The sequence below is a fragment of the Micromonospora parva genome, from assembly GCF_040649675.1.
Taxonomy (GTDB): Bacteria; Actinomycetota; Actinomycetes; order Mycobacteriales; family Micromonosporaceae; genus Micromonospora; species Micromonospora parva.
The window spans coordinates 25,336-50,321 of sequence record NZ_JBEZFX010000011.1 but is presented as its reverse complement, the minus strand read 5'-3'; the positions used below and the strand labels follow the sequence as shown (position 1 = coordinate 50,321).

General features: G+C 74.3%; 26 protein-coding genes. 18 read left to right on the top strand and 8 right to left on the bottom strand.

Going from position 1 to position 24,986, the window contains the following annotated elements; translation table 11 throughout:
- Window positions 1-26: 26 nt before the first annotated feature.
- Window positions 27-656 (bottom strand): MBL fold metallo-hydrolase, encoded by a 630-nt coding sequence (locus tag AB0C03_RS25565; RefSeq protein ID WP_210866289.1) that lies wholly within the window; start codon window positions 654-656, stop codon window positions 27-29.
- Window positions 656-1,741: an S-(hydroxymethyl)mycothiol dehydrogenase gene (locus AB0C03_RS25560; protein WP_030332535.1), complete on the bottom strand. Its 1,086-nt coding sequence runs from the start codon at window positions 1,739-1,741 to the stop codon at window positions 656-658. Before AB0C03_RS25560 ends, AB0C03_RS25565 begins: the two co-directional genes overlap by 1 nt.
- Window positions 1,742-1,926: 185 nt before the next feature.
- Here AB0C03_RS25560 and AB0C03_RS25555 point away from each other — a divergent pair, with 185 nt between their 5' ends.
- The gene (locus AB0C03_RS25555) at window positions 1,927-2,346 is read left to right on the top strand and encodes a hypothetical protein (RefSeq protein WP_030332534.1); all 420 of its coding nucleotides are present in this window, start codon (window positions 1,927-1,929) and stop codon (window positions 2,344-2,346) included.
- A 37-nt stretch (window positions 2,347-2,383) separates the two neighbouring features.
- Window positions 2,384-3,547, top strand: a complete 1,164-nt coding sequence (locus tag AB0C03_RS25550; protein ID WP_307857877.1) for a low temperature requirement protein A — start codon at window positions 2,384-2,386, stop codon at window positions 3,545-3,547.
- A gap of 22 nt (window positions 3,548-3,569) precedes the next feature.
- On the opposite strand, the gene AB0C03_RS25545 is transcribed toward AB0C03_RS25550, so the two are convergent.
- A complete protein-coding gene (locus tag AB0C03_RS25545; protein ID WP_030332532.1) occupies window positions 3,570-4,031 on the bottom strand; it encodes a hypothetical protein in 462 nt (153 codons plus the stop codon).
- Complete coding sequence (locus AB0C03_RS25540) at window positions 4,031-4,510, bottom strand: hypothetical protein (RefSeq protein ID WP_210866291.1); 480 nt, start codon at window positions 4,508-4,510, stop codon at window positions 4,031-4,033. Before AB0C03_RS25540 ends, AB0C03_RS25545 begins: the two co-directional genes overlap by 1 nt.
- Window positions 4,511-4,554: 44 nt before the next feature.
- Here AB0C03_RS25540 and AB0C03_RS25535 point away from each other — a divergent pair, with 44 nt between their 5' ends.
- The 7 genes from AB0C03_RS25535 to AB0C03_RS25505 all read left to right on the top strand — a co-directional run bounded on the left by AB0C03_RS25535 (window position 4,555) and on the right by AB0C03_RS25505 (window position 13,757).
- A complete protein-coding gene (locus AB0C03_RS25535; RefSeq protein WP_210858801.1) occupies window positions 4,555-5,532 on the top strand; it encodes a helix-turn-helix transcriptional regulator in 978 nt (325 codons plus the stop codon).
- A gap of 92 nt (window positions 5,533-5,624) precedes the next feature.
- Window positions 5,625-6,257, top strand: coding sequence for an ATP-binding cassette domain-containing protein (locus AB0C03_RS25530; protein ID WP_357639296.1), 633 nt, complete (start codon window positions 5,625-5,627; stop codon window positions 6,255-6,257).
- A complete protein-coding gene (locus AB0C03_RS25525; protein ID WP_210858805.1) occupies window positions 6,254-7,531 on the top strand; it encodes an extracellular solute-binding protein in 1,278 nt (425 codons plus the stop codon). The genes AB0C03_RS25530 and AB0C03_RS25525 overlap by 4 nt, the downstream gene beginning before the upstream one ends.
- Window positions 7,528-9,294, top strand: coding sequence for an ABC transporter permease (locus AB0C03_RS25520; protein WP_210866294.1), 1,767 nt, complete (start codon window positions 7,528-7,530; stop codon window positions 9,292-9,294). The genes AB0C03_RS25525 and AB0C03_RS25520 overlap by 4 nt, the downstream gene beginning before the upstream one ends.
- Window positions 9,291-11,675, top strand: a complete 2,385-nt coding sequence (locus AB0C03_RS25515; RefSeq protein ID WP_357639291.1) for a tetratricopeptide repeat protein — start codon at window positions 9,291-9,293, stop codon at window positions 11,673-11,675. The genes AB0C03_RS25520 and AB0C03_RS25515 overlap by 4 nt, the downstream gene beginning before the upstream one ends.
- 46 nt (window positions 11,676-11,721) lie before the next feature.
- Window positions 11,722-12,339 (top strand): ABC transporter ATP-binding protein, encoded by a 618-nt coding sequence (locus tag AB0C03_RS25510; protein ID WP_245233639.1) that lies wholly within the window; start codon window positions 11,722-11,724, stop codon window positions 12,337-12,339.
- Window positions 12,336-13,757 (top strand): DUF6297 family protein, encoded by a 1,422-nt coding sequence (locus AB0C03_RS25505; RefSeq protein ID WP_030332518.1) that lies wholly within the window; start codon window positions 12,336-12,338, stop codon window positions 13,755-13,757. The genes AB0C03_RS25510 and AB0C03_RS25505 overlap by 4 nt, the downstream gene beginning before the upstream one ends.
- A gap of 23 nt (window positions 13,758-13,780) precedes the next feature.
- Here AB0C03_RS25505 and pdxR read toward each other — a convergent pair whose 3' ends face one another.
- Window positions 13,781-15,253 carry a MocR-like pyridoxine biosynthesis transcription factor PdxR gene (gene pdxR, locus AB0C03_RS25500; protein WP_357639287.1) on the bottom strand — a complete coding sequence of 491 codons (1,473 nt, stop codon included), beginning with the start codon at window positions 15,251-15,253 and terminating at the stop codon, window positions 13,781-13,783.
- Window positions 15,254-15,315: 62 nt separating this feature from the next.
- Between pdxR and AB0C03_RS25495 the strand changes: the two genes are divergently transcribed.
- Both AB0C03_RS25495 and AB0C03_RS25490 read left to right on the top strand, forming a co-directional pair.
- Window positions 15,316-15,927: a LysE family translocator gene (locus AB0C03_RS25495; protein ID WP_030332511.1), complete on the top strand. Its 612-nt coding sequence runs from the start codon at window positions 15,316-15,318 to the stop codon at window positions 15,925-15,927.
- A gap of 7 nt (window positions 15,928-15,934) precedes the next feature.
- A complete protein-coding gene (locus tag AB0C03_RS25490) occupies window positions 15,935-16,675 on the top strand; it encodes a B3/B4 domain-containing protein (RefSeq protein ID WP_357639284.1) in 741 nt (246 codons plus the stop codon).
- Here the strand turns inward: AB0C03_RS25490 and AB0C03_RS25485 are convergent.
- Window positions 16,648-17,250: an MBL fold metallo-hydrolase gene (locus tag AB0C03_RS25485; RefSeq protein ID WP_210860305.1), complete on the bottom strand. Its 603-nt coding sequence runs from the start codon at window positions 17,248-17,250 to the stop codon at window positions 16,648-16,650. The genes AB0C03_RS25490 and AB0C03_RS25485 overlap by 28 nt on opposite strands.
- Window positions 17,251-17,329: 79 nt before the next feature.
- On the opposite strand from AB0C03_RS25485, the gene AB0C03_RS25480 reads away from it, so the two are divergent.
- The 3 genes from AB0C03_RS25480 (at window position 17,330) to AB0C03_RS25470 (ending at window position 19,445) form a co-directional block, all read left to right on the top strand.
- Window positions 17,330-18,136 carry an SDR family oxidoreductase gene (locus tag AB0C03_RS25480; RefSeq protein WP_051708504.1) on the top strand — a complete coding sequence of 269 codons (807 nt, stop codon included), beginning with the start codon at window positions 17,330-17,332 and terminating at the stop codon, window positions 18,134-18,136.
- 112 nt (window positions 18,137-18,248) lie between these two features.
- Window positions 18,249-19,136 carry a pentapeptide repeat-containing protein gene (locus AB0C03_RS25475; RefSeq protein ID WP_051708502.1) on the top strand — a complete coding sequence of 296 codons (888 nt, stop codon included), beginning with the start codon at window positions 18,249-18,251 and terminating at the stop codon, window positions 19,134-19,136.
- A 72-nt stretch (window positions 19,137-19,208) separates the two neighbouring features.
- Window positions 19,209-19,445: a hypothetical protein gene (locus AB0C03_RS25470; RefSeq protein WP_030332502.1), complete on the top strand. Its 237-nt coding sequence runs from the start codon at window positions 19,209-19,211 to the stop codon at window positions 19,443-19,445.
- A gap of 7 nt (window positions 19,446-19,452) precedes the next feature.
- Here AB0C03_RS25470 and rnhA read toward each other — a convergent pair whose 3' ends face one another.
- A complete protein-coding gene (gene rnhA / locus AB0C03_RS25465; RefSeq protein WP_357639277.1) occupies window positions 19,453-19,926 on the bottom strand; it encodes a ribonuclease HI in 474 nt (157 codons plus the stop codon).
- Between the two features lie 104 nt (window positions 19,927-20,030).
- Window positions 20,031-21,287 (bottom strand): lycopene cyclase family protein, encoded by a 1,257-nt coding sequence (locus AB0C03_RS25460; RefSeq protein WP_357639274.1) that lies wholly within the window; start codon window positions 21,285-21,287, stop codon window positions 20,031-20,033.
- A gap of 173 nt (window positions 21,288-21,460) precedes the next feature.
- Between AB0C03_RS25460 and AB0C03_RS25455 the strand changes: the two genes are divergently transcribed.
- From AB0C03_RS25455 to AB0C03_RS25440, 4 genes are all read left to right on the top strand, one after another.
- Window positions 21,461-22,288 (top strand): ArsR/SmtB family transcription factor, encoded by an 828-nt coding sequence (locus AB0C03_RS25455; RefSeq protein ID WP_357639271.1) that lies wholly within the window; start codon window positions 21,461-21,463, stop codon window positions 22,286-22,288.
- A 272-nt stretch (window positions 22,289-22,560) separates the two neighbouring features.
- The gene (locus AB0C03_RS25450) at window positions 22,561-23,046 is read left to right on the top strand and encodes a hypothetical protein (RefSeq protein ID WP_030332494.1); all 486 of its coding nucleotides are present in this window, start codon (window positions 22,561-22,563) and stop codon (window positions 23,044-23,046) included.
- A gap of 86 nt (window positions 23,047-23,132) precedes the next feature.
- A complete protein-coding gene (locus tag AB0C03_RS25445; RefSeq protein ID WP_357639268.1) occupies window positions 23,133-23,744 on the top strand; it encodes a class F sortase in 612 nt (203 codons plus the stop codon).
- 123 nt (window positions 23,745-23,867) lie between these two features.
- Window positions 23,868-24,968: a magnesium and cobalt transport protein CorA gene (locus AB0C03_RS25440; RefSeq protein WP_357639266.1), complete on the top strand. Its 1,101-nt coding sequence runs from the start codon at window positions 23,868-23,870 to the stop codon at window positions 24,966-24,968.
- The last annotated feature ends 18 nt before the right edge of the window (window positions 24,969-24,986 follow it).

Below are 24,986 nucleotides of genomic sequence, written 5' to 3'. Positions count from 1 at the left end.
CACGCCAGCAGGCCGGTGCGCTGGGCTCAGTGGCCGCGGTCCAGCCACTCCTGCAGGTGCGGCGCCTCCGCGCCGATCGTCGTGTCATCGCCGTGGCCGGTGTGCACGACCGTCTCCGGCGGGAGGGTCAGCAGGCGGGTGCGGATCGACCGGACGATGGTGTCGAAGTCGCTGTACGAGCGGCCCGTCGCGCCCGGGCCACCGGCGAAGAGCGTGTCGCCCGTGAACACCGCGCCCAGCTCCGGCGCGTGGAAGCTGCACGCGCCCGGGCTGTGCCCGGGGGTGTGCAACACCCGCAGCGTGGTGCCACCCACCTCGATGCTCTGCCCGTCGTGCAGCTCGCCGTTGGGCGGCAGGTGCGGGTGGACCATGTCCCAGAGGACCCGGTCGGCGGCGTGCAGCAGCACCGGCGCGCCGGTGGCCTCGGCCAGCTCGGGCGCCACCCGGACGTGATCGTCGTGGGCGTGGGTGGCCAGGATCGCCTTCACCCGGCGGTCACCCACCAGGGCGAGGATCGCCGCCACGTCGTGCGGCGCGTCCAGGACGACGCACTCGCGGTCGTCACCGATCACCCACACGTTGTTGTCCACGTCGAAGGTCTGGCCGTCGAGGGAGAACGTGCCCGAGGTGACCGCGTGCTCGACCCGGGCGGTCATCAGAACACCACCACCGAGCGGAGCACGTCGCCGTGGTGCATCCGCTCGAACGCGGTCTCCACCTGGTCGAGTGCGATCTCCTCGGTGACGAACGCGTCGAGGTCGAGTCGGCCCTGCAGGTACAGCTCGGTGAGCATCGGGAAGTCCCGGCTGGGCAGACAGTCGCCGTACCAACTGGACTTGAGGGCACCGCCGCGCCCGAAGACGTCCAGCAGCGGGAGCTCGATCTGCATCTGCGGGGTCGGTACGCCGACCAGCACCACGGTGCCGGCCAGGTCGCGGGCGTAGAACGCCTGCTTCCACGTCTCCGGTCGACCCACCGCGTCGATCACCACGTCGGCGCCGAAGCCACCGGTGGCGGCACGGATCGCCTCGACCGGGTCGGTCTCGGACGCGTTCACGGTGTGCGTGGCGCCGAACCGGCGGGCCCAGTCGAGCTTGCGGCTGTCGGTGTCCACGGCGACGATCGTGGTGGCGCCGGCGAGGGCTGCCCCGGCCACCGCCGCGTCCCCGACGCCGCCGCAGCCGATCACCGCGACCGAGTCGCCTCGGGTGACGTTTCCGGTGTTCATCGCCGCGCCCAGCCCGGCCATCACCCCGCAGCCGAGCAGGCCCACCGCGGCGGGTCGGGCGGCCGGGTCCACCTTGGTGCACTGCCCGGCATGTACCAGGGTCTTCTCGGCGAACGCCCCGATGCCCAGCGCCGGGGCGAGTTCGGTGCCGTCGGTGAGGGTCATCCGCTGGGTGGCGTTGTGGGTGTTGAAGCAGTACCAGGGCCGGCCCCGGCGGCAGGCCCGGCAGACCCCGCAGACCGCCCGCCAGTTGAGCACCACGAAGTCGCCCGGGGCGACGTCGGTGACGCCCTCGCCGACCTGCTCCACGATGCCCGCCGCCTCGTGACCGAGCAGGAAGGGGTAGTCGTCGTTGATGCCACCCTCGCGGTAGTGCAGGTCGGTATGGCACACGCCGCACGACTGGATCCGGACGATCGCCTCACCCGGCCCCGGATCGGGCACAACGATGGTGGTGACCTCGACCGGAGCGCCCTTGCTGCGGGAGATGACTCCCCGGACTTCCTGGCTCACTTCGCCTCCTGCTGGTGGTCTGCGGCAGGGCCGGGTGCCGGGGTGGGCGGGTGTGCCACGGGCTCGGCGCTGGGCCCCCGGCGAACCTACCGCGACCACCACAGCCTGCCCAGCCGCCCCGGCGGGTTATCGCGGGCGCTGCGGGGTACGCGGGCCGCATTCGACCACTGCCAACGGGGGTAACAATGAAATTCGCCCACCTGCCGCTGCGGCTCACCATCGGCGCGTACGTCCTCAACTCGGGTCTGGGCAAGCGCAACCTGGAGGGCGCCGCGGCGGAGGGCATGCACGGGATGGCGGTCGCCGCCATGCCTCAGCTCGGCCAGCTGGAGCCGGCGCGCTTCGCCAAGCTGCTGTCGTACTCGGAGATCGCCCTGGGGGCCGCGCTGATCGCGCCGTTCGTCCCGGCGCCCCTGGTCGGGCTCGGCCTGACCGCGTTCGGCGCGGGCCTGGTGCAGCTGTACCTGAAGACGCCGGGGATGCGGGAAGCCGGCAGCGTCCGGCCGACCCAGGCGGGTTCGGGGCTCGCCAAGGACATCTGGCTGGTCGGCGCGGGGCTGACCCTGGTGCTGGAGGGGCTGACTCACGGCCGTCGGCGCGGCTGAGGCCACCTGAGGGACCGCGGTGACTCACCCTCGGTCGGTGCGGCCGTTCTACCGGCCGATGCGGCCACACCGCCGCGACGAGCCGCACCGGGCCGCCACCCCGCTGGAACTGTTCTTCGACCTCTGCTTCGTGGTGGCCGTGGCGCAGGCCGCCACCAGCCTGCACCACTTCCTGGCCGAGGGTCACCTCGCCCACGCGGTCACCGGCTACGTGATGGTGTTCTTCGCGATCTGGTGGTCGTGGGTGAACTTCACCTGGTTCGCCTCGGCCTACGACACCGACGACGACGTCTACCGGATCACCACCCTGGTGCAGATCCTCGGGGCGTTGATCCTGGCGGCCGGGGTGCCCCGCGCCTTCGCCGACAACGATTTCACCGTCATCACCTACGGGTACGTGGTGATGCGGCTGGCCGCCGTCGTGCACTGGAGCCGAGCGGCGGCCGGCGACCCCGCGCACCGTGCGGCGGCGCGCCGCTACGCGGTCGGGGTGACGGTGGTGCAGCTCGGCTGGCTGCTGCGCCTGTTGCTGCCACCCGAGTGGGGGCTCGCGTCGTTCGTGCTGCTGGGGCTGGCCGACGTGCTGGTGCCGGCGGTGGCCGAACGCCCCGGCATGACCCCGTGGCACCCGGCCCACATCACCGAACGGTACGGGCTGTTCACGCTGATCGTGCTCGGTGAGGCGGTGGCGGCCGTCTCGTTGGCGATCCAGGACGGGCTCGACGCCGGGGAGCACGACCTCTGGTTCCTCGCCGCCTCCGGCGCGGTCATGGTGTTCGCGCTGTGGTGGCTCTACTTCGATCGGCGCAGCGAGGCGCCCGACCGGCTGCCGTACTCCCTGGTCTGGGGTTATGGCCACTATCTGATCTTCGCGGCGATCGCCGGGGTCGGCGCCGGCCTGGGCGTGGCGGTGGACTACGAACGGCACCTGGCGCACATCTCGGAGCGGACCGTCGGGTACGCGGTGGCCGTCCCGGTCGCCGTCTTCCTGCTCACCGTCTGGGTGCTGCACGTACGCCGCAAGCAGCACGGCGTGACGGCCGTCGCCTTCCCGGTCGTCGCGCTGCTGGCACTGCTCACGCCGCTGGGCCCGGCCCCGGTGTACGTGCTCGCGGCGCTGCTGGTCGTCCTCGTGACGATCACCGTGCTGTTCCGCGGCCGCGACGCGGGGCGGACCGCGGCCGTGGCCGACCAGGCCTGACCGCGGTCACCCCACCTGGCGGTCAGCCCTCCGACGCCCGGGTGAAGGTCATGATCCAGTTGGTCTCCCAGGTCTGCTCGCCGTCGACCGAGAACGCCTGCTCCCAGCGGGCGGTGGTCGCGCTGATGTCGGACCAGACGAACCGGCACCGCACCGGGCGTCCCTCGTGCTGGTCGTCGGCGTAGAAGCGGCCGACCCCGTCGACGAAGCGGCCCACCATCGGTGGCTGCCCCAGCACCCCGGTGTCGCTGCTCATCCAGTAGATCGACCACTCCTGCCGGGCCGGGTCGAAGATCCGGACCGTGGCGCCGGCGGAGCCTCGGGTCGGAAAGGTGATCTCGTCGAAGTGACCGCCGCCGGCGAAGAAGCCGTGCGCCACCGACACCCCCGGGAACTCCTCCCACTCGTCGGAGCCGACCAGCCGCTCGCGCAGCCGCCGGTTGACGACGTTCCAGGTGCCCACAAAGAAGTCGAAGTCGCCCATCAGCGGCCCACCGGCCCTTCCGCTCGCGTGTCGTGCAGGTATCCGGCCAGGTGGGGAGCCTGCGGGGCAAGCATGTGCCGCACCCAGGCCGCCCGCTCGTGCTCCAGCACCGCCAGCTCCCAGACGCAGCCGACGGCGGGTCGACGGACCTCGACGAAGTGGGTCGGGTCGTCGTCCGGGCAGTCCAGCGCCGGCTGCCCGGCCGCCGCGACGCGGACCTCCACCGCGTTGTCCCAGACCCAGGTGTACGCCAGCAGGTACGCGCCGGTGTCCGCGCCCCGGTGCAGCACCACCCACCCGGCGGCCGGGGTGCCGTCGTCGACGACGTCGGCCAGCAGCAGGCCCACCTGGTCGTACGCGGCCTTCTCCACCTCCGGTTCGAGCGGCCGTTCCGGCTGGTCGATGTGGTAGCGCTTGAGGTGCCGACCGTCCACCGTGATCGGTCCCGGTGTTCTCAGATCCTTGTCGCGAAATGCCATGCCGGGACGGTACGAGCGGTCCCCTGACAACTAGTGTCAGTGAAGTGCGGGCCAGTCGACTCCTCTCCGTCCTGTTGCTGTTGCAGTCACACGGGCGGTTGACCGCCGGGCAGCTCGCCGAGCGGTTGGCCGTCTCCCCCCGTACCATCTACCGGGACGTCGAGTCGTTGCACGCCGCCGGCATCCCGCTCTACGGCGAGGCCGGGCACGCCGGCGGCTACCAGCTCGTCGACGGCTGGCGGACCCGGCTCACCGGGCTGACCGCCGAGGAGGCCGACCGGCTGTTCCTCGCCGGCCTGCCCGGCCCGGCCGACGAGCTGGGCTACGGCGACGTGGTGGCGGCGCTGCAACTCAAGCTGCACGCCGCGCTTCCCGCGCCGCTGCGCGACCGGGCGACCCGACTGCGGCAACGCTTCCACCTGGACACCCCCGGGTGGTACGCCGACGGCGACGCCTCCCCCGAGCTGGCCCGCACGGCCGAGGCGGTCTGGCGACAGCACCGCATCGAGGTGCGCTACCGCGGCTGGAACGGCGAGGTGACCCGGGTCCTGGAGCCGTACGGCCTGGTCCTCAAGGGCGGCCGGTGGTATGTGGTGGCCGACCAGCCCGGCCGGGGCGCGCCGGCCACCTACCGGGTCAACCAGATCCTCACGCTCACCCCGCTCGGGCAGGAGTTCGACCGACCCGAGGACTTCGACCTGCCGGCCTGGTGGCGGGCGCACGTGGTGCGGTTCCGGGAACGGCTGCACCGCGACGATGCCACCGTCCGACTCTCCCCGGCCGGGCGGGAGCGGCTGCGCGAGATCGGCAGCGACCCGGTGGTGACCGCGATGGACACCAGCGCCGGGCCACCCGACGCGCGGGGTTGGGTGACCGCTGTGCTGCCGATCGAGTCGCTCACCCACGCCCACGGTGAGCTGCTGCGCCTCGGCGCCGAGGTCGAGGTGCTCACCCCGGTGGCGCTGCGCGAACGGCTGGCCACCACCGCGGCCGGGCTCGCCGCGCTGTACTCCCCCACCTGAACAGGCCCGGCCCCCTCCACAGTGGAAGGGTCGGGGGCGTCGGTTGTCGGCACGGTGTGCCACCCTGGGACGGTCATCAACGGTCACCGGAGGTGAGGGTCACGTTACGGCTACGCGCACTGGTCGCCGTCCCCGGCACCGGGCCGGTGACCCTCGACGTTCCCGCCGGCACGCTCGCCGCCCTGGTCGCGCCACCCCGGTACGGCACGGCGGTCGCCCGGGTGCTGGCCGGGCTCGCCCCACCGGTGACCGGCCGCATCCTCGTCGGCGACCGGGACGTCACCGCCCTGCCGCCGCCCCGCCGGCAGATCGGCTACGTGCCCGCCGGTGGCGCGTTGCTGCCGCAGCTGACCGTGCGCCGCAACATCGAGTACGGCCAACGCAAACGCGAACGGGTGCACGAGGTGGCCGACGACTGGACGGCCACCGTTGTCGACCGGCTCGAGTTGGCGCTCTCCCTCACCCTGCTGCCGCACCAGATCTCCGCCGCCCAGCGGTTCCGGGTGGCGCTCGCCCGAGCGGCGGCCTGCCTGCCCGAGGTGCTCGTGATCGACCTGCCGGCCGGCTCGGCGGGCGACAGTCGCCTCGGTGACCTGATGCCCCGTCTCTCACCATCGAACGCTCCCGGGGTGGCGGTGCTGGTCTGCAGCGCCGACCCGGCCACCCTGGCCGAGATTCCGGTGCGCCACGAGCTGGTCACCGAGCCGAGCGAGGTGCCCCGATGAGGCCGACGATCCGGGCGAGTCGTCGTACGCTGCTGCGCGCCGCCGCCGTGGGCGCCACCGCGCTGGCCGCCGGCTGCTCGGGCGGGAGCCGGTCGGTGCAGGTGGCGGTGGTCTGGAGCACCAGCGAACTGGACCGGTTCCGTGAGGTCGTCGCCGGCTACCCCGCGCCGGTGCAGGTGGTCAGCGCCGGCAACGACATCGACGCGTTCCTGCGCGCCCGGCACCTCGCCGGCACCAGCCCGGACGTGGCGATCCTGCCGCGCCCCGGCCTGGTCACCGAGTACGCCCAACGCGGGTGGCTGAGCCCGGTGCGCCCGTCCACCGGGTACGCCGTACCCGCCGGGCTCAGTGAGCTGCTGACCGCCGAGGGTCAGCGCTACGGGGTCTGGGTCAAGGCGGCACACAAGTCGCTGGTCTGGCACCTGCCCTCGATGCTGCCGGTGCCGCCGGCCAACTGGGACGAGCTGGTCCGGCGTACCCGGGAGCTCGGCGCGCTCGCCCGGCGCGACGGCGGGCCGGCGCCGTTGGCCATCGGCGCCGCGGACGGCTGGGTGCTCACCGACTGGTTCGAGAACGTCCTGGCCGACGTGGCACCCGAGAGCTACAACGCCCTCGCCCGGGCGGACGCCGACTGGCAGGGCAGCGCGGTGCGCGAGGCACTGGACCGGCTCGCCGGGCTCTGGAGCATCGACGGGGCGTTCGTCGGCGGCGGCCGTCGCGCCCTGCTCACCCAGTACGAGGAGTCGGTGATCCAGGTGGTGCACACCCGGCGGGCGGTGATGCTCGTCGGGGCCGACTTCACCGCCGACGTCGCCGACCCGTTCCAGCGCGGCCCGCAGGCGCCGGTGACGTTCCGGTTCCCGGGCGCCTCATCGGGCGGTGGCCCACTGATCGTCGGCGGGGACGCGGCGGTGGCGTTCGCCGACGCCCGGGGCGGTGTCGAGCTGGTCGAGTGGCTCACCCGGGCCGACTCGTTCCAGCCGTGGCTGCGCTCCGGCGGCTACCTCTCGCCCAACACCAACGTCACGATCGACAGCTACCGCGACCGGGTCGCCCAGCGGCTCGCCGAGGAGATGCGGACGCCCGGCACGCTGCGATTCGACCTCTCCGACCAGTTGCCCGGCCCGTTCACCGGCTCCGACGGGGTCGGCATCTGGCGGATCATGCAGGGGTTCTTCGCCGACGTCACCGACGGGGTCCGGGCCGGTGAGGCGATCCGCCGGGCCACCGGCCTGCTCGCCGCGGCGGCCCGCAACGCGGGGGGCGGCCGATGAGTGAGGTGCGCGTCCTCGGCGAACTGGCGGTCCTCGACGACGTCGGGCCGGCCCGACGGGGTCGGGCCTATCCGGCGGCGGGAGCGACGTCGGCCCTGCTGCTGCCGGCCGCGGTGCTGCTCGGTGGGCTGGTGCTGTGGCCGGTGCTGCGGACCATGCACGCCAGCGTCACCACCGACGGCCGCTGGGTCGGCGCGGCGCACTTCCGGACCGCCCTCGCCGCCCCGGGCACCGGCGCGGTGGTCGGCCGGACGGTCCTCTGGGCCCTGCTGGTGCCGGCGGTGGTGACGGCGTTGGGCTACCTGCTGGCCGCCGCGTCCCGCCGCTCCCAGGAGGGCGGCCTGGTGCGGTTGATCCTGCTGGTGCCGGTGGCGTTGCCGCTGGTCGTCACCGGGGTCACCTTCCGGCTGATGTACGACCCGGACCCGAGCCGAGGGCTGGCCACACTGGTCGCGACCCGATTGACCGGCCGCTCGGTGGAGGACGCGCCGCAGCTGCTCGGCCCGGGGATGGTGACCGTCGCGTTGATGTCGGCGTTCGTCTGGGCCTGGGTCGGGTTGGCGGTGCTGGTCTTCCGGTCCGCCCTGGACGCGGTGCCGCCGAGTCTCGCCGACGCGGTCCGCGCGTACGGCGGCGGGCGTCGCCACGTGCTGTGGGACGCGCAGTGGCGGCCCTTGCTGCTGCGGACGACAGCTGTGGTGTTCGCGTTGGTGGCGGTGGGCACCAGCCGCACGTTCGACCTCATCCTGGTGATGACCCCCGGTTCGGTCCGCGACGAGGCGTCGGTGCTGGCGTTGCGGATCTGGCAGACGTCCGGCGGCACCACCACCGGCGACGGCGCGGCGCTCGGTGTGGTGTGGCTGGTGGCGGTCATCGGCGGGATCATGGTGGCCGCGCTCTTCGTCCGGCAGGCGTGGCCCCCGCCGCGCGTCGAGGCGGCACCGGAGCCCGCTCCGGTCGCCCCGCCCCGGCGGGTTTTCCGGCTGCTCGCGGCGGGTGCCGCGGTCGCCTGGCTGGTGCCGCTGGCGGTGCTGGTCGCCACCTCGGCGCACGGCAGGGTGGACGCCGCCGCGCGCGGCTGGTGGTCCGCGCCGCCGAACGGCGAGTCCTACCGCGACCTGCTCACCGGCACCCAGCTGTGGCGCACGCTGGGCTTCACCCTGGTGCTGGCCACCGCGGTGACCGCCACGGTGCTGGTGGTCGCGCTGCTGGCCGCGTACCCGTTGGCGTGGTTGACCGGGCCGGCCGCGCAGGCCACCGGGTTGCTGCTGCTGGCCGCGAGCGTCGTGCCGATCCAGGTCATCGCCGGGCCGGTCAACGAGGTGCTGGGGCTGGTGCTCTCCTCCGGCACGGCTCAGGGCCTGGCCCTGGTGCACATCGCGCTGGGTGTGCCGTTCGCGGTGCTGGTGCTGCGCAACGCGTTCGCCGACCTGCCGGTCGAGCAGGTCCGCGACGCCCGGCTGGGTGGGCGCCGGTGGTGGCACACCCTGCGCCGGTTGGCCCGGCACAACCTGTCGGCGGTGGTAGCGGTCTCCGTGCTGGAGTTCGTCCAGGTCTGGAACGACCTGGTGGTGGGTCGGCTGTTCAGCGCGTCGGGAGCGTCGCCGCTCGGGCCGTTCCTGGCCGAGCAGACCCGCAGCTTCGTGAGCAACAGTGGCGCGCTGGCGGCCAGTTCGGTGCTCGCCTCGGTGCTGCCGGTGGTGCTCGTGGTCCTCTCCCGGCGGCACCTGGTCGCCGGGCTGGTCTCCGGGGGCGTGCGGTGACCGGGCCGGGTGGCGCGCGCGGTGGTTCGCGCTGGCCCGCGCTGATCGCGATCGGCGGCGTGATCGGCAGCATCCTCGCCAACGTGGCCGGCAACCTGGCCGGCAATCTCCTCTCCGAGTTGGTGGCCAGCGTGCTCGGGCCGGTGACCATCGTGCTGGCCACCGGCGGCGTGCTGGGTTACGTGGTGTACGAGGTGCGCCGCCGCCGGGCCGGTCACGAGGTCGGCCCCGAACCGACCGAGGTCCTCACCACACCGGCCACCGGGGCGCCCACCCTGCCCTACACGGCCGAGTTCACCGGTCGCCGCGAGCACGTCGACGCGCTTGTCGCGCTGCTCGCCCGGGAGCACGCCGTGGCGGTGCTGGGACGACGCGCGGCGGGCACCTCCGCGTGCGCGGTGCAGGCGGCGAACCAGTGCCGGGAGGACTTCCCGGACGGGCAGTACTACCTCGACCTGCGGCGGCGTGGCCGACCCCGCTCGGCCCGGCAGGTCCTCACCGCGCTGGCCCGGATCCTGGGCACCGCCCCGCCGACCTCCGGCCGGCCGGACGCGCTCGCCGCCGCCGCCGACGCGCTGCGCGGTCAGCTCGACGGTCGCAAGATCCTGCTGGTGTTGGACAACGTCGACCGTCCCGACCAGGTCCGGCCGCTGTTGCCGCCCACCGCGCGCACCTGCCGCCTGCTCCTCGCCGGCGGTCCGGCGCTGGTCGGTCTGGAGGGCGTGGTCGCGCACTGGATCGCCGAGCCGGGCACGTCCGAGGCGGTGGAGCTGTTCGCGACGGCGGGCGGGGCCGCGCCCGCCGCCCGGATCCGGCGCGCCGACCCGCGCACCGACCCGGCGGTCCGCGAGATCGTCGACCTGTGCGGGCGGCAGCCGCGCACCGTGCGCGCCCTCGGTTACCGCACGGCCCAACACGGCTGGCGGCACTCCGACGTGCTGGAGGCGCTGCGCCGCGCGGTGCAGACGCCACCGCACCAACGGCTCGCCGTGTCGCCGGCGGCCCGTCTGGTCACCGAACGGGACATCGCGTACCAGGCGTTGCCCCGTCAGGCCCGACGGTTGTACCGGCTGATGTCGCTGGTGCCCGCCCCGGTGGACCGGCCCACCATCGCCGCGCTGGCCGGGCGGCATCCCGAGCTGGTGACCGCGCTGCTCGACCGGTTGGCCGCCGCCGCGTTCGTGGTCGGCGCGCCGGGCGACCGGTACGAGATCCGCCCCCTGCTGGCCGGCAGTGCCCGTCTGCACCTGCGCGACGCGGATCCGGCCCGGGCCCGGGTCGCCGCGCAGGCCCGGCTGACCCGGCACCTGGCCCGCCGGGCCGAACGGCACGCGGCCAACCTGGCGGTGCTCGGCTCCCCACCGGACCGGGAGTGGTCGCTGCCGCTCGATGACGACCCGTACGGCTGGTTCGACCTGCACCAGGAGCTGCTGCTGGCGGTGGTGCGGGTGCCGGCCGGCGCGAAGGAGACCCTGCCCCGCCGGGTCCGCCGGTGGTGGTTCCGGCTGGCCGTGGCGCTGTGCGGGTGGCTGGCGTACGCCGAGCGGCTCGACGAGTGGGAGCAGGTCTGCCGCACCGTGCTGGCCACCCCGACCGCCGACGACCGCCCGGAGATCGCCGGGTGGGCGCACAACGAGCTGGGGGTGCTGCGTCGACGCCGGGGCGACCCGCAGGGGGCCGCCGCCGCGCTCACCCTCGCGGTCAACGAGCGGGGCCGGCGGGGCAACGCCCAGGCGCGGATGAACCTCGGCCTGGCCCTGCTCGACCTGGGGCAGCTCGACGACGCGGTGGAGCACCTGGAGATGTCCCGCCGGCACCGCTCCGGCGCGGACCGGGCCGGGCACGCCCTCACCGACCTGGGCCTGGGCGCGGCCCACCTCGCCCGGGGAGAACCGGACACCGCCCACCACCACCTGGTGCGGGCGGCCAACACGTTCCGGTCGGTGGGCGACGCGCGCGGGTACGCTGCGGCGCTGACCAACCTGGTGCTGGTGCACGCGGCCCTCGGCGAGCACCTGGACGCCGCCCAGGCGTGGCGGGCCGCGCTGCGCGAGTACGAGTCGGTCAACGACCCGACCAGCCGGGCGACGGCGCTGCTCAACGCCGGGGCGACGCTGTTGAGCAGCACCCCGGGGCAGGCGCGGACGGCGTACGAGCTGTTGGCCGAGAGCCGCCGGCTGCGCGAGGAGACCCGAGCGAGCGCCGGGCTGGCGCGTACCCTGCTCTACCTGGGTGACGCCTGCGCCGCGCTGGGCGACCGGGCCGACGCGCGGCGGCACTGGGCGGACGCGGCGGCGGTGGCCGAGGAGGTCGCCGACGCGCAGGGGTTGGCCGCCGCCGACGCCCGACTCGAGGAGGACGCCGAGCGCCGCGTGACGTAGGTCGCTCGGGTTGGTCGGTGGCACCGCTCTGCGAGACTCTGTGATCGTGGACGCGCTCTCGGTACGGGGACTCAGCCGCAACTTCGGCGACCTGGTGGTGCTCGACGAGGTGAGCTTCACGCTCCCGGCGGGCCGGATCGCGGTGGTGCTGGGCCCCAACGGCAGCGGGAAGACCACCCTGCTGCGCTGTGTCGTCGGCGCCGACCGGCCGGACGCTGGTGAGGTGCTGGTGCAGGGCCGCCGGGCCGACGAGACCGACCCTCAGGTGCGGGCGCTGGTGGCGGCGGCCCTGGACGACATCGACTTCTTCCCCGACCTGTCGGTGGTCGAGCATCTGGAGCTGGTCGCGTACGCCCACGGGGGTGACGCCGAACCGGTCGGGGAAGTCCTCGCCGAGCTGGGTCTGGAGGCGGCCCGCGACCAGTTGCCGGTGACGCTGTCCAGCGGGCAGCGCCGCCGGTTGGCGCTGGCGTCCTGCTTCGTCCGCCCACGCCGGGTGCTGATCCTGGACGAGCCCGAGCAGCGGTTGGACGTCCGCGGGCGGCAGTGGCTCGCCGACCGCCTGCTGCGGGAACGGGCGGCGGGCGTGGCCGTGCTGCTGGCCTCGCACGACCCGGAGCTGATCGACGCGGTGGTCGACGAGCGCATCGAGATCGGCAAGTGACCGCCGCGCCGGCCACGGTCGCCGACGCGCCGGCCGGAGTGCCCACCGCCCGGCAGGTGCGGACGCGCCTGCGCCGGGCCCGCAGTCGACACCACGACCATTCCCTCGGCGACGTGCTCGGTGACGCGTACGTCATTGTCCTGTTCGTGGGCATGTACGGCTGGTTCGCGGTGAGCGCCAGCCGCAACCTGCTGGACTCCCCCACCGTGGGGCAGGCCGAGCCGGGGGTGCGGTGGTGGCTGGCGGTCGCCGCGCTGCTGGCCGGCGCGGGGCTCGCCTGGCGGGGCCTGCGGGCGCTGGGGCCGCTGCTGGTCACCCCGGCCACGCAGAGCTGGGCGACCAGCGCGCCCATCGACCGGCGGGCCTGGCTGGCGCCGCGCTTCGTGCTGCTGCTGGTGGGCGCGGCGACCGGCACCGCGGCGCTCGCCGTGGCCGTGGCGGCGCTGGCCGGGGTCGGCGAACCGGCCGCGCTGGGCTGGGCGGCGGCGGCCGGCGCGGGGTGGGGCGTGGCCGCGTTGGCGCTCAGCGTCGTCGCCCAGAGCAGCCGGTCGGGGCGACGCTGGCCGACGGTGGCCGGGGCGGTGCCGATGGCGGCGGCGGCCGTGATCACCACGGTGGTGGTGCTCGTGGGTCGCCTCGGCGACGGGCTGCCCCGGCCGGCGACGACGCCGACCGTCGCGCTGGTCGCCGTCGCGGTGCCCCTCGCGGTCGTGGGCACGGTCCTCGCGGTACGCGCGCTCCCCCGGGTCGACCGGGCCTCGCTGACCACCGGCGCGCAGTTCGCCAACGCCGCCGCCACGGCCACGATCCTGCTGGATCCGAGCCTGCTCGCCGGCCTGGTGGAGAGCCGCCGCTGGCGCCGGATCGGCCGGGTGCGCAGCCGCCGGTTCCTTCCGGGCCCCGGCTGGTGGGCGCTGCTGCAGGCCGACGTACGCCGGCTGCGCCGCCACCCGAGCGCCGTGCTGATCTGGGCGGCGCTGCTCGGGGTGCAGTACGCGGCGGCGCTCGCCCTGCCCGGGTTGGCGGGGGCCGCGCAGGTGGTGTTCGCCTACCTCGCCGCCGACCGGCTGACCGGCGGTCTGCGGGCGGTCAGCCGCTCACCCGGGCTGCGCCGGGCGCTCGGCGGCAGCGACAACCTGCTGCGCGGGATCCACGTGGTGGTGCCGGCCGTCGGCGCGGGCCTGTGGTGGTTGCTGACCCTGCCGACCGTCGACCCGGGGCCGCCCTGGCTGGCGCCCACGCTGGCGCTCGGGGTGGTGGCTGCCGCGTTCCGCGCCGGCACCCGCCCGCCGATCAACTACGGCGGCGCGACGGTGAACACGCCGTTCGGGATGATCCCGGTCGACCTGCTGCGGCAGGGCTCACGGGGGCCGGCGCTGCTCGCCGTGCTGGTGCTCGTCCAGCTGTTCCTGGGCTGACCCGGGCGGTCAATCGCCGCGGGTCAGCGGTCGCGGAGTGCGGCGGCGACAGCGGCGACGCCGTCGTCGATCTCGGTGGGCGTACGGGCCGCGTAGCCGAGCACCAGGCCCGGCCGGTAGGGCCGCTGGCAGTGCCAGGACAGCGGTTGCACCTTCACCCCCCGGGCCAGCGTCGCCGCCGCCAACTCGGTGTCGACCACCGCGTCGTCCAGCGTGATCATCAGGTGCAGACCGGCGGCGGCGCCGTGCACCGTCGCGGACGGCAGTGCGCGGGCCAGCGCGGCGATCATGGCGTCCCGTCGGCGGATGTGTCGGCGGCGCAGCAGCCGCAGGTGGCGTTCGAAGGCACCGGAGGTCATCAACTCCGCCAGCACCAGTTGCGGCAGCACGGCGTTGCCCAGGTCGGCGTTGCGCTTGGCGGCCACCACCGCGTCGCGCAGTCGCGGGGGCACGAGCAGCCAGCCGACCCGCAGGGCGGGGGCGAGCAGTTTGGAGACACTGCCGGCGTAGCAGACCTGCTCGGGCAGCAGACCGCGCAGCGCCGGCACCGGGGGGCGGTCGTAGCGGTGCTCGGCGTCGTAGTCGTCCTCGATGATCAGGCCGCCGGCCCGCGCCCAGGCGACGAGGTGGCGACGGCGGTCACCGTCGAGCACCACGCCGGTCGGGAACTGGTGCGCGGGGGTGAGCATCACCGCCGGTGCGCCACTGGCGGCCAACTCATCGACCCGCAGGCCGGCGTCGTCGACGCTGATCGGCGGAGTGGCCATCCGCCAGTTGTTCAGGTGCTGGCGCACTCCGAGCGAGCCCGGGTCCTCGACCGCGATCCGGTCGACGCCGGCCGCGGTGAGCGCCTGGGCGAGCAGCCCCAGCGCCTGCGAGACGCCGGCCACGATGATCACCTCGGCGGGGTCGACGCTGATGCCACGGTTGCGGGCCAGCCAGGCGGCGACGGCCTGCCGCAGCGCGGGCGTGCCGCAGGGGTCGCCGTAGCCGAGGTCGGCCGCGGCGAGGCGGCGCAGCACTGTCCGTTCGGCGCGTAGCCAGTCCGTGCGGGGAAAAGCGGCCAGGTCGGGTACGCCGGGCGTCAGGTCGATCGTCGCGGGCGCCGCGCGTACCGCGTCGAAGATGTCGGTGCCCGGTGCCGGTGGGAAGGTCGCGACCGGTGCCGGCGCGGCGGCCGGGGTGGGGGTGGGCGCGGCCGGCGCGGCGACGACCACGGTGCCGGCGCGGCCCCGACCGGCGACGTGCCCCTCCTCGGTCAGCCGCTGGTACGCCTCGGTGACCACACCCCGGGAGACGCCGAGGTCGGCGGCGAGCACCCGGGTCGGGGGCAGTCGGTCACCGACCGGCACCCGACCGTCGGCGATGGCCTGGCGCAGCCGGTCGGTCAGCCAGTCGGCGCGCCCGCCCGGCGCCGCGTCGGCGATGGTCAGGTGCAGGAAGTCGGACCCGGCCGATATGGACCTCTCGGACGCCGTCGGTTTGGCTCTGCCCATCGGACCATTGTGGCAGCAGAGTGAGCAGGAGCCAGACCTGCCAACTCCGCCGGAGGACGACCGTGACCATCCCGTTCCTGATCACCACGCTGATCGTGGTGGTCACCCCCGGCACCGGGGTGATCTTCACGCTCTCCGCCGGGCTGTCCCGGGGCGCCCGGGCCGGGGTGCTCGCCGCGTTCGCCTGCACGCTGGGCACGTTGCCGCACCTGCTGGCCGCGATGACCGGGCTGGCCGCGCTGATGCAGACCAGCGCGGCGGCGTTCGAGACCGTCCGCTATCTCGGCGTCGGCTACCTGCTCTACCTGGCCTGGTCCATCGCCCGCGATCGCGACGCCTTCGCCGTGACCACCGACGCCCCGCCCCGCCCGGCGCTGCGGGTGATCGTCTCCGGGGTGTTGGTCAACCTGCTCAACCCGAAGCCGACGCTGTTCTTCGTCGCGTTCCTGCCGCAGTTCGTGGACACCACGGCACCGGGCTCGACCCGCGCGATGCTCGGCTGCGGGGCGGTGTTCATGCTGCTCACCTTCGTGGTGTTCAGCGGCTACGGCGTCTTCGCGGCCCGGGTCCGCGACCGGGTGCTGACCCGACCCCGGGTCACCGACTGGCTGCGCCGATCCGCCGCCGGCACGTTCGTCGCGCTCGGCGTGACCCTCGCCCTCACCGAACGATAGGACCACAGTGCAGTTCGAACACTCCCCACAGCTTCGCGACGCGTACCCCGATCTGATCGCCGGGGTGGTGCTGGCCTCCGGAATCACCGCCACCGCCGACGTGACCCGACACGCGGCCAGCTACCTCACCGAGGCCCGGCGGCGGTTGGCCGCCGGGCCCGAGAGCGGGTTCCCGGAGATCCAGGCATGGCGGCGGGCGTACGCGGCGATGGGCCTGCGGCCCACCAGGTACCGGTGCGCCGCCGAGGCGCTGCTGCGCCGGCTGCGCCTGGACGGCGAACTGCCCCGGGTGCACCCGCTCGTCGACCTGTGCAACGCCGTCTCGGCCGCGTACGCCATCCCGGTCGCCGCACTCGACCTGGACCGGATCGACGGCGACCTGGTGGTCCGGCCGGCGCACGGCGACGAGGCGTACCTGAGCTTCGCGGGCGACACCGAGCATCCCGAGCCGGGCGAGGTGACCTTCGTCGACTCCGTCGGGCGGGCGCACGCCCGACGGTGGACGAACCGGCAGAGCGGCTGGTCGGCCGTGCGGGCGGGCACCTCGTCGGTGCTGATCGTCGCCGAGGCGCTGCACCCGGGCGCCGAGCCGGCGGTGACCCGGCTGGTCGCCGACCTCGTGACCGAGCTGACCGACGAGTGGTCCGCCCCCACGGCCACCGCGGTGCTCACCAGAGCCGCGCCCCGATTCCGCACTCCGACGGCCGGTGACGACAGAGGTCAGGCGGTGTCGCCGGGCATCAGGTGACGGTAACCGGGGATCGTCTCGCCGAACCAGCCGGCGACGCTGGCCAGGCCACGGTCGTTGAGCTGCGCGTCATGGACCGGGTACGCCGCCGCCGCGCCCACCGCGCCGGCGAATCGGATCGCCTCGTCGAGCCGCAGCCAGGACCCCTGGGCCGGGACGAGCACCGTGTGCACCGGCTCGTCCGGCACGTGTAACGCGTCACCCGGGTGATAGAGGTGATCAGCGATCAGGTAGCCGAGGTTCGGGCAGTCGGGCTGCCCCTCGTGGATCGCGGCGTGCCGTCCACCGTGCGCGCTGACCGACATGCCGGCGGCCGTGAACCGCTGCCCCGCGCGGACCCAGGTCACCGGCAGCGGGGCGAGATCCGGCAGTTGGGCACCCTCCGGGGCGTACACGGGGACACCGAGACCGGCGAGCCGCAACACGTCCACGTGGTCGGTGTGCTCGTGGGTGACCAGGACGGCGTCCGCGCCGACCAGGGCAGTCGGCTCGCTCCACGTCCCCGGGTCGACGACCAGCACCCCTCCCTCGTGCTCGATGCGGACACAGGCGTGGGTGAACCGGGTGATACGCATCAGGCGACCGTACGCCGCCGGCAGAGCGGTCCGGGTGCCCGTGGCGGTTGGGCCGGCGCTGCGGGGGTAGTGCGCCAGCATGCCGCAGCGATACGAGAACTACCCGAGGATCGCGGTCGTCACCGGCGCGGACTCCGGCATCGGCAAGGCCTGCGCGGTGGCGCTGGCCACGGCCGGCTTCGAGATCGGCATCACCTGGTACGGCGATCCCGACGGCGCCGAGCGGACAGCCACCGAGGTCCGCGCGACGGGCCGGCGCTGCGAGCTCGCCGAGGTGGACCTGACCCGACTGCCGGACGCGGCGGCGGTGGTGGACGAGCTGGCCGACCGGCTCGGCGGCATCGGGGTACTGGTCAACAACGCCGGCGTCGGGGCCTCCACCCCGTTCGTCGACACCGGGTGGGAACAGTGGCGCGAGGTGCTCGCCGTCGACCTGGACGCGCCCTTCCTGTGCGCCCAGCGGGCCGCGCGACGGATGAGGGCCGCCGGCACCGGTGGGCGGATCATCAACATCACCAGCGTGCACGAGCACGCGCCCCGGGTGGGCTCCGCCGCGTACTGCGCCGCGAAGGGCGGGCTCGGGCTGCTGACCCGGGTGATGGCCCAGGAGTTGGCCGCCGACGGGATCACCGTCAACGCCGTCGCCCCGGGCGAGATCGCCACCCCGATGACCGGTCAGGAGGACGTCGACCCGTTCACCCAGGAACGGCCCGGCGTGCCGGTGGGTCGGCCCGGCGACGCCCGGGAGGTGGCCGCCGTGGTCGCGTTGCTCGCCTCCCCCGCCGCCAGCTACGTCACCGGCGCGTCCTGGCCGGTCGACGGGGGCATGTTGCTGATGGGCCCCCAGGCAGCGGCGTTGCCGAACGACGACTGGCGATCGGTCTGACCAGCATCGGCGGCGACGGCCGCTGACCGCACGCACGGTGACCCCCGACCGGCCCGGTCGGCGCGGCACAGGAAACAATGGTGACCACCTGATCGTCAGGAGGACCGTCGGCGTGTCGGACCGCACCGCACCGCCGTCCGGGGCGGCGCAGCTGCGCGCCGACTGCGGACGCTGCTTCGGGCTGTGCTGCGTGGTGCCCGCCTTCGCCGCGTCGACTGACTTCGCCATCGACAAGCCGGCCGGCTCGCCCTGCCCCAACCTGCGCCCCGACCACCGCTGCGGCATCCACACCGAGCTGCGGCAACGCGGTTTTCCCGGCTGCACGGTGTTCGACTGCTTCGGCGCCGGGCAGCAGGTCGCCCAGGTGACCTTCGGCGGGCGGGACTGGCGGGACGCGCCGGAGACGTTGCCGGCGATGGCGGAGGCTTTCGCGGTGCTGCGACCGCTGCACGAACTGCTCTGGTACCTCACCGAGGCGGTGGCGCTGCGCCCGCCGGCCGACCTGCGCGCCGATCTGGAACGCGCCCGCGCGGAGACGCTGACACTCACCGAGGGTGACCCCGCGCGGCTTCGCGCGGTGGACGTCGACGCCCACCGGGCCCGGGTCAACCCGCTGCTGTCCCGGGCCAGCGACGCGGCCCGGGCCCCCGTGGGTGCCGACCGGCGGGGCGCGCACCTGCTCGGGGTGGACCTGCGCCGGGTCGACCTTCGCCGGGCCAACCTTCGCGGGGCGCTGCTCATCGGCGCCGATCTGCGCGGAGCGGATCTCGGCCTGGCCGACGTCACCGGCGCGGACCTGCGCGGGGCCGATCTGCGGGGCGCGGACCTGCGGCGCACGCTCTTCCTGCACCAGACCCAACTGGACGCCGCCCGGGGCGACACCCGCACCGGGCTGCCGCATACGCTCACCCGGCCGGCGCACTGGACGGCGCTGCCACTCACCCCGGTCCGCCAGCCGACCCGGTCCCCGGCCCGCGCCCATCGGGGCCGCCGCCGCTGAGCACGAGGTTTCGGCCGGGACGACGCCGGGTAGCCAGCGCCGACGCGAACCGGCATCGACGGGGGGCACGGCGTGGGCTACCGAAATCGCCAAGGTGAACAGCCGGGCGACCCGCAGCACAGCGAGGACGAGGCCGGCCAGACCTCACTAGTGCAGGTCGAGACGGACACCGAGGTCCCCGCACCGGCGGACACCGACGTCCGGCCGGACATCGTGACCGAGCCCGACAACTCGGGCGTCGCCGGTGGTTCCTCCGGCAGCAGCGGTGGTGGCTCCAGCATGCCGGGGCACCCCGACGCGACCCGCTGACCCCGGCTCAGCGGCTGGTCAGCGCGGCCCGCGCCTCGGTCATGCCCTTGTTGGCGAGCCCGTCGGCCCGCTCGTTCTCCGGGTGCCCGTTGTGCCCCTTGACCCACAGCCAGGTCACCTCGTGCCGTTCGCAGGCCGCCTCCAACCGCTGCCACAGGTCGGCGTTCTTCACCGGCTGCTTCGCGGCGGTCCGCCACCCGTTGCGCTTCCACGACGCCAGCCAACTGGTGATGCCGTTGCGCACGTACGTGCTGTCGGTGTGCAGCTCCACGGTGACCGGCCGGTTCAGGCTCTCCAACGCCTGGATGGCCGCCATCAGCTCCATCCGGTTGTTGGTGGTGGGCGTGGCCTCACCGCCGCACAACTCCCGCTCGTGATCGCCGTAACGCAGCAGGGCACCCCAACCACCCGGGCCGGGGTTGCCACTGCACGCCCCGTCGGTCCAGATCTGCACGCCCCTGCCGGCCACCGCGTCCACCATGCCCGGCAACCTACCGGGCGCGGACGTCGTCCTCCCCGCTCGGGGCCGGCGCGTCGCGACGCCCGCGCCGCACGGCACCCGCTCGGGGCGGGAGTCGACCCCGGTCAGGTCGGACGCGGTGCGCCGGCCGCGCCGGGCGCCGCACCCACCACCGCCGGTGGGATGGCCGGCGCGGGCCGGGTGGGGCGCAGCCGGTCGCGCACCCGGTCTGCGGCGTCACCAGCGGTCGCGGCGATCATCGGCACCAGCCGGGTCGAATTCATGATCGCGACCTCCTCGGCCGGAGTGGTGCCGCCGTCGAGGAAACGCAGCACCCGCTCGGCCGGGTTGCGGTCGAAGAGCCGGTCGAAGAACTCCGGACCGCCCACCCCACCCCGGTCCAGCGCCCGCAACGCCACCGCGTCCATCCAGCGGTGCCGGCGCGGGTACGCCGGCGCGGGCACCGGCGCCCGGCCGGCGGCGAGGGCGCGGGCCACCTGGTCGGCCTGGCGGTACATGGCGGAGAAGGTGAAACCGGTGGAGGGGCGGGTCGCGCCACCGGCCGTACCGAGCCGGACCACCCGGGGGGTGGGCCGGGCCGGGAAGGGCGCGTCGGTCATCGGGATGACCCCGTTCTCCACCTCGCGCACCCGCAACCCGGCCGGGTCCAGGCCGAGCAGGTCCCGGTAGCCGGTCAGCGCCGCGTCGTACCCGGCGTCGGTGAGCAGGTCCGGCGAGAACTCGGTGTACTCGACCAGGGCGTAGCGGTCGCTGACCGGCAGCACGTAGCCGAAGGAGACGCCCCGGGGCGGCTGCGGGGTGCGGAAGTCCATCAGCACCGCGCGGGTCGGGTCGAACACCGGCCGGTCCGCCTCCAGCCACCACCCCCGGAAGTGCTGCAACCAGGTGGTTCGCCCCGCTCGGGCCGGCGGGCGGGGACGCGAGTCGAGCACCCAGCCGGCCCGTACGGTGCGCCCGTCGCCGGTACGCACCAGCACCCGGGTGCCGTCGTCGCGCACCGTGTCGGCCGGCGCGACGATCCGGGTGGCGTGCAGGCGTCGCTCGGCGTCGGCAGCCCGGTCGTAGACCGGGCCGGAGCGGAGCATGGCGTACCGCAGCGGGGTGAGGTCCAGGACGCGGCGGCGCGCCGCGGTCGCCACCTCGACCTGCTGCCAGCTCGCGCTGAGCAGCGGGTCCAGGTCGGTGTCGGGGTGGCCCCAGAACGCCCAGGTGCGGTCCTGACCGCGTCGGCGCACCGGGTCGACGATGGCGATCCGCTGATCCCGGACGCCGTGTCGGTCCAGTGCGGCGAGCAGCAGTGACGCCGCGCCGCCGCCACCGAGCAGCGCGAGGTCGACGTCGAGCGGCGCGGAGTCGGTCACCCGCACCACGCTGCCACACCGCCGCGCCCGACCGCGCGTCGCCATGGTGGCGACGACGCAGAGCCCATCGGGGCGGACGCGTCGGCGCGGGCGTGCGAGCCCGATTGACAGGCAACTTGCTGGCTGCCTAAGTTGATACGCAACCGCCGGGTTGCCTATTGTCGGGAGGGTCGATGGACGACGCGTTCCGGGCGCTGGCCGACCCCAGCCGGCGTCGCCTGCTCGACCGGCTCAACGACCGCAACGGACAGACCCTGCGGGAGCTCTGCGACGGGCTGGCCACCAGCCGACAGGCCGTCAGCAAGCACCTGTCGGTGCTGGAGGCCGCCAATCTCGTCACCACGGTGCGCCGCGGCCGGGAGAAGTTGCACTACCTCAACGCCGCCCCCATCAACGCCATCGCCGACCGGTGGCTCAGCCGCTACGACCGCGAGCGCGCCGCCGCCCTCGCCGACCTGACCACCGCATTGGAGCGACAAGCCATGGAAAGCCCCACCTTCGTCTACACGACCTACGTCACCACCACCGCGCAGCGACTGTGGGCCGCGCTCACGGAACCGGCGTTCACCCGCCGCTACTGGGGTGGGGTGGCGCTGATGTCGGACTGGCAGGCCGGATCGCCGGTGCTGTGGCAGGACGCGCCGGACGTCGAGCCCCGCGACCTGGGCCAGCGGGTGCTCGTCGCCGAGCCGTACCGCCGCCTCTCCTACAGCTGGCACGGCTTCCAGCCCGAGCACGCCGAGCACTTCGGCTGGTCCGCCGAGGAGCTGGCCGCCCGGCTCGGCGAGCGCCGGTCGAAGGTGACCTTCGAGATCGAGCCGCACGGCGACCGAGCCGTCCGACTGACAGTCATCCACGACGACTTCTCCCCCGACAGCGAGATGCACCGGGCGATCAGCGGCCAACTCGACGGCAGCGGTGGCTGGCCGGAGCTGCTGGCCAGCCTCAAGACGCTGGTGGAGACCGGCGAGCCGATGCCCGAACCGACCCCGGCGGGCTGACCCACGGCAACGGGCCGGCCAGGGCAGCCGGCCCGCACTAAGCAGCGCCTCATTCGCGGCGTCGCCGGCAATACCTCGCCATCGACCCAGCGGCGACAGCTCGCGGCTCTCCCCGCCTTCGGGTGGACACGTGACGGCAACGAGGATTTCTCATTTTCACCTGATCGAGGACCCAACCCACCTAGTGTTGGGCACACCGGTGCTAGTCACGGAGTTGGCCACCCGAACGACGTCCCACGCAGTCAGCGGACGAAAAGTGAGGGAAGACGCGTATGAAGGTCTCAACAGCACTCTGCTCGGCGGCGCTCGGCGTGGGCCTCGGCACGCTCCTGCTGCCAGGCGCCGCACTGGCCGACACCACCGTGTCACCGGCCACCACCCCGGTCGGTGGAACCGTCGTGCTCACCGCGACGACCTGCAACCCGAAGTCGGGTGATGCCCTCTTCCGGGTCACCGGCCCCAACCGCGACCAGAACGTCCGATCCACCACGGCCGCCGCCGGCGGCGGGCTGAGCGCCGAACTCTTCACCGCCGGGTTCACCCTGGGCACCTACACGGTGGCGGCCACCTGCGGCGACGGCAGCTCGGCCGGCACCGCCACCTTCACCGTCACCCCGATCGGCGGCGCGCCCGCCGGCTCCGGAGGCGACAACCGTGACACCGGCGCTCTCGCCGCCGGCGGCACACTGCTCGGCACCGCCCTCGCCGGCGCGGTGATCCTGATCCGCCGGCGCCGTCCGGTGTCCACTGTCGCCTGACCGGCGGCCGTTCCATCCCTGAGACGGGTGCCCGCGCCGGTGACACCGGCGCGGGCACCCCGACGAACCCACCCGGAGGTGCGCAGGTGTGGTGGCGGCGGACCCTACCGGCAGTGGTCGCCCTGCTCGGCGTGACCGGGCTCGGGCTGATCACCGTCGGCCTCACCGCCGACCCGGCCCGGCCACCGCGACCGTCGGCCGACGCGCCGACCCGCACCCACCTCGCACCGGACCTGGCCCCGCTGCCACCCGCCGCGCCGGTCCGGGTGCAGATCCCCGCCATCGGCGTCCGCGCCGACATCGTTCCCGTCGGCGCGGACGCCAGCGGGGTGCTGGAGGTGCCGCCACTGGACCGGCCCACCCTCGCCGGCTGGTACCGGCACGGGGTCAGCCCCGGCGAGACCGGCAACGCCGTCCTGGTGGGACACGTCGACGCACCGTCGGGGCCGGCGGTCTTCTTCGACCTCGGTCGGCTCCGCGCCGGGCAGCAGGTCCAGGTCACCCGCGCCGACGCACGGGTCGCGACGTTCACAGTGGACGCCGTTCGCGCGTACCCCAAGGAGCACTTCCCCACCACGCTGGTCTACGGCCCGGCGGACGCCGCCGAGCTGCGCCTGATCACCTGCGGCGGCCGGTTCGACGCCACGAGCGGCAACTACGTCGACAACGTCGTCGTCTTCGCCACCCGCACCGCCTGAACGGGGTGGCCCGCCTCAGTCACCCGCACCGCCGCCCCGCTGCCGTGCGCCGGGCACTGCTCGGCAGAATGCGGTGGCACCATCCCTGATCGAGGTGGTGCGTCGGCGGCGGGGAGGCACGCGGTGGATCAGCGACCGGTACGGGACCGAGCAGGTCGACGCGTACGGGCCCTGGCCCATCGACTGCTCGGACGGATCGAGGACGGCTCCCCCACCCCCCGTCGGTCCAACCCGGACGCCGTGGTCGACTGCGCCGTCTACGTCAACGGCCGCCGGGAACCCGGTCACCTCCACTACGCCGACGCGTATGCCCGGGCCCGGCACGGCCGCGACGCCTTCGTGTGGCTCGGACTGCACGATCCCGGCGCGGCCGTGCTCGCCGCGGTCGGCCGGACCTTCGGCCTCGACGAGCTGACCGTCGAACAGGCGCTCGCCGACGGGCACCGGCCCACCGTGCAGCGCAACGGGCCGGTCACGCTGCTGGTCCTGCGCACCGCCGGGTACGTGGAGCACGACGAGTTGACCGACACCTCGGAGGTCATCGACACCGGGGACGTCATGGTGCTGCTCGGTGACCGCTTCGCCATCACTGTGCGGCACGGTGCCGCCGGGGCGCTGCGCAGCGTCCGCGCCGACATCGAGCGCCGCCCCGCGCTGCTGGCCGCCGGCCCGTGGGCGGTGGCGTACGCGGTCTGCGCCCGCATGGTCGACTCCTACCTGGAGGTGGCCGGGCACGTGGAACGCGACCTCGAGCGGGTCGAGGAGGCGGTGTTCGCCCGCGACCGCACGGCCGACATCCAGCACATCTACCAGCTCAAACGGGAGGTGGTGGAGTTCAAGCGGGCGGTCCTGCCGTTGCAGGCGCCGATGCGTACGCTGCTCGAACCCGACGGCCCGCCGCGCGCCCTGCACCGCTGGTTCGTCGACGTGGACGGCCGGCTGAGCCGGGCGGTGGATCGGGTGGCCGCGTACGACGACCTGCTCACCTCGATCGTCCAGTCGCGGCTGGCGCAGCTCGCCGTGGAGCAGAACAACGACATGCGCAAGATCGCCGCCTGGGCGGCCATCGCGGCAACCCAGACCGGCATCGCCGGCATCTACGGCATGAACTTCGACCACATGCCCGAGCTGGCCTGGCGCTACGGCTACGCCGGGGCGCTGACCCTGATGGCGGCGGCGGCAGTGTTCCTGTACCGCCTGTTCCGCCGGTCCGGCTGGCTGTGAGGCCCGCCGGCGGGCCGC

What these genes read in the sequence shown, in the direction of transcription:
- AB0C03_RS25455 (WP_357639271.1), top strand. Translation starts at nt 21,461, where the DNA reads ATGGACGACGCGTTCCGGGCGCTGGCCGACCCCAGCCGGCGTCGCCTG.
- AB0C03_RS25540 (WP_210866291.1), bottom strand. Translation starts at nt 4,510, where the DNA reads ATGGCATTTCGCGACAAGGATCTGAGAACACCGGGACCGATCACGGTG.
- AB0C03_RS25485 (WP_210860305.1), bottom strand. Translation starts at nt 17,250, where the DNA reads ATGCGTATCACCCGGTTCACCCACGCCTGTGTCCGCATCGAGCACGAG.
- AB0C03_RS25545 (WP_030332532.1), bottom strand. Translation starts at nt 4,031, where the DNA reads ATGGGCGACTTCGACTTCTTTGTGGGCACCTGGAACGTCGTCAACCGG.
- rnhA (WP_357639277.1), bottom strand. Translation starts at nt 19,926, where the DNA reads ATGGTGGACGCGGTGGCCGGCAGGGGCGTGCAGATCTGGACCGACGGG.
- AB0C03_RS25555 (WP_030332534.1), top strand. Translation starts at nt 1,927, where the DNA reads ATGAAATTCGCCCACCTGCCGCTGCGGCTCACCATCGGCGCGTACGTC.
- AB0C03_RS25450 (WP_030332494.1), top strand. Translation starts at nt 22,561, where the DNA reads ATGAAGGTCTCAACAGCACTCTGCTCGGCGGCGCTCGGCGTGGGCCTC.
- pdxR (WP_357639287.1), bottom strand. Translation starts at nt 15,253, where the DNA reads ATGGGCAGAGCCAAACCGACGGCGTCCGAGAGGTCCATATCGGCCGGG.
- AB0C03_RS25525 (WP_210858805.1), top strand. Translation starts at nt 6,254, where the DNA reads ATGAGGCCGACGATCCGGGCGAGTCGTCGTACGCTGCTGCGCGCCGCC.
- AB0C03_RS25565 (WP_210866289.1), bottom strand. Translation starts at nt 656, where the DNA reads ATGACCGCCCGGGTCGAGCACGCGGTCACCTCGGGCACGTTCTCCCTC.
- AB0C03_RS25480 (WP_051708504.1), top strand. Translation starts at nt 17,330, where the DNA reads ATGCCGCAGCGATACGAGAACTACCCGAGGATCGCGGTCGTCACCGGC.
- AB0C03_RS25520 (WP_210866294.1), top strand. Translation starts at nt 7,528, where the DNA reads ATGAGTGAGGTGCGCGTCCTCGGCGAACTGGCGGTCCTCGACGACGTC.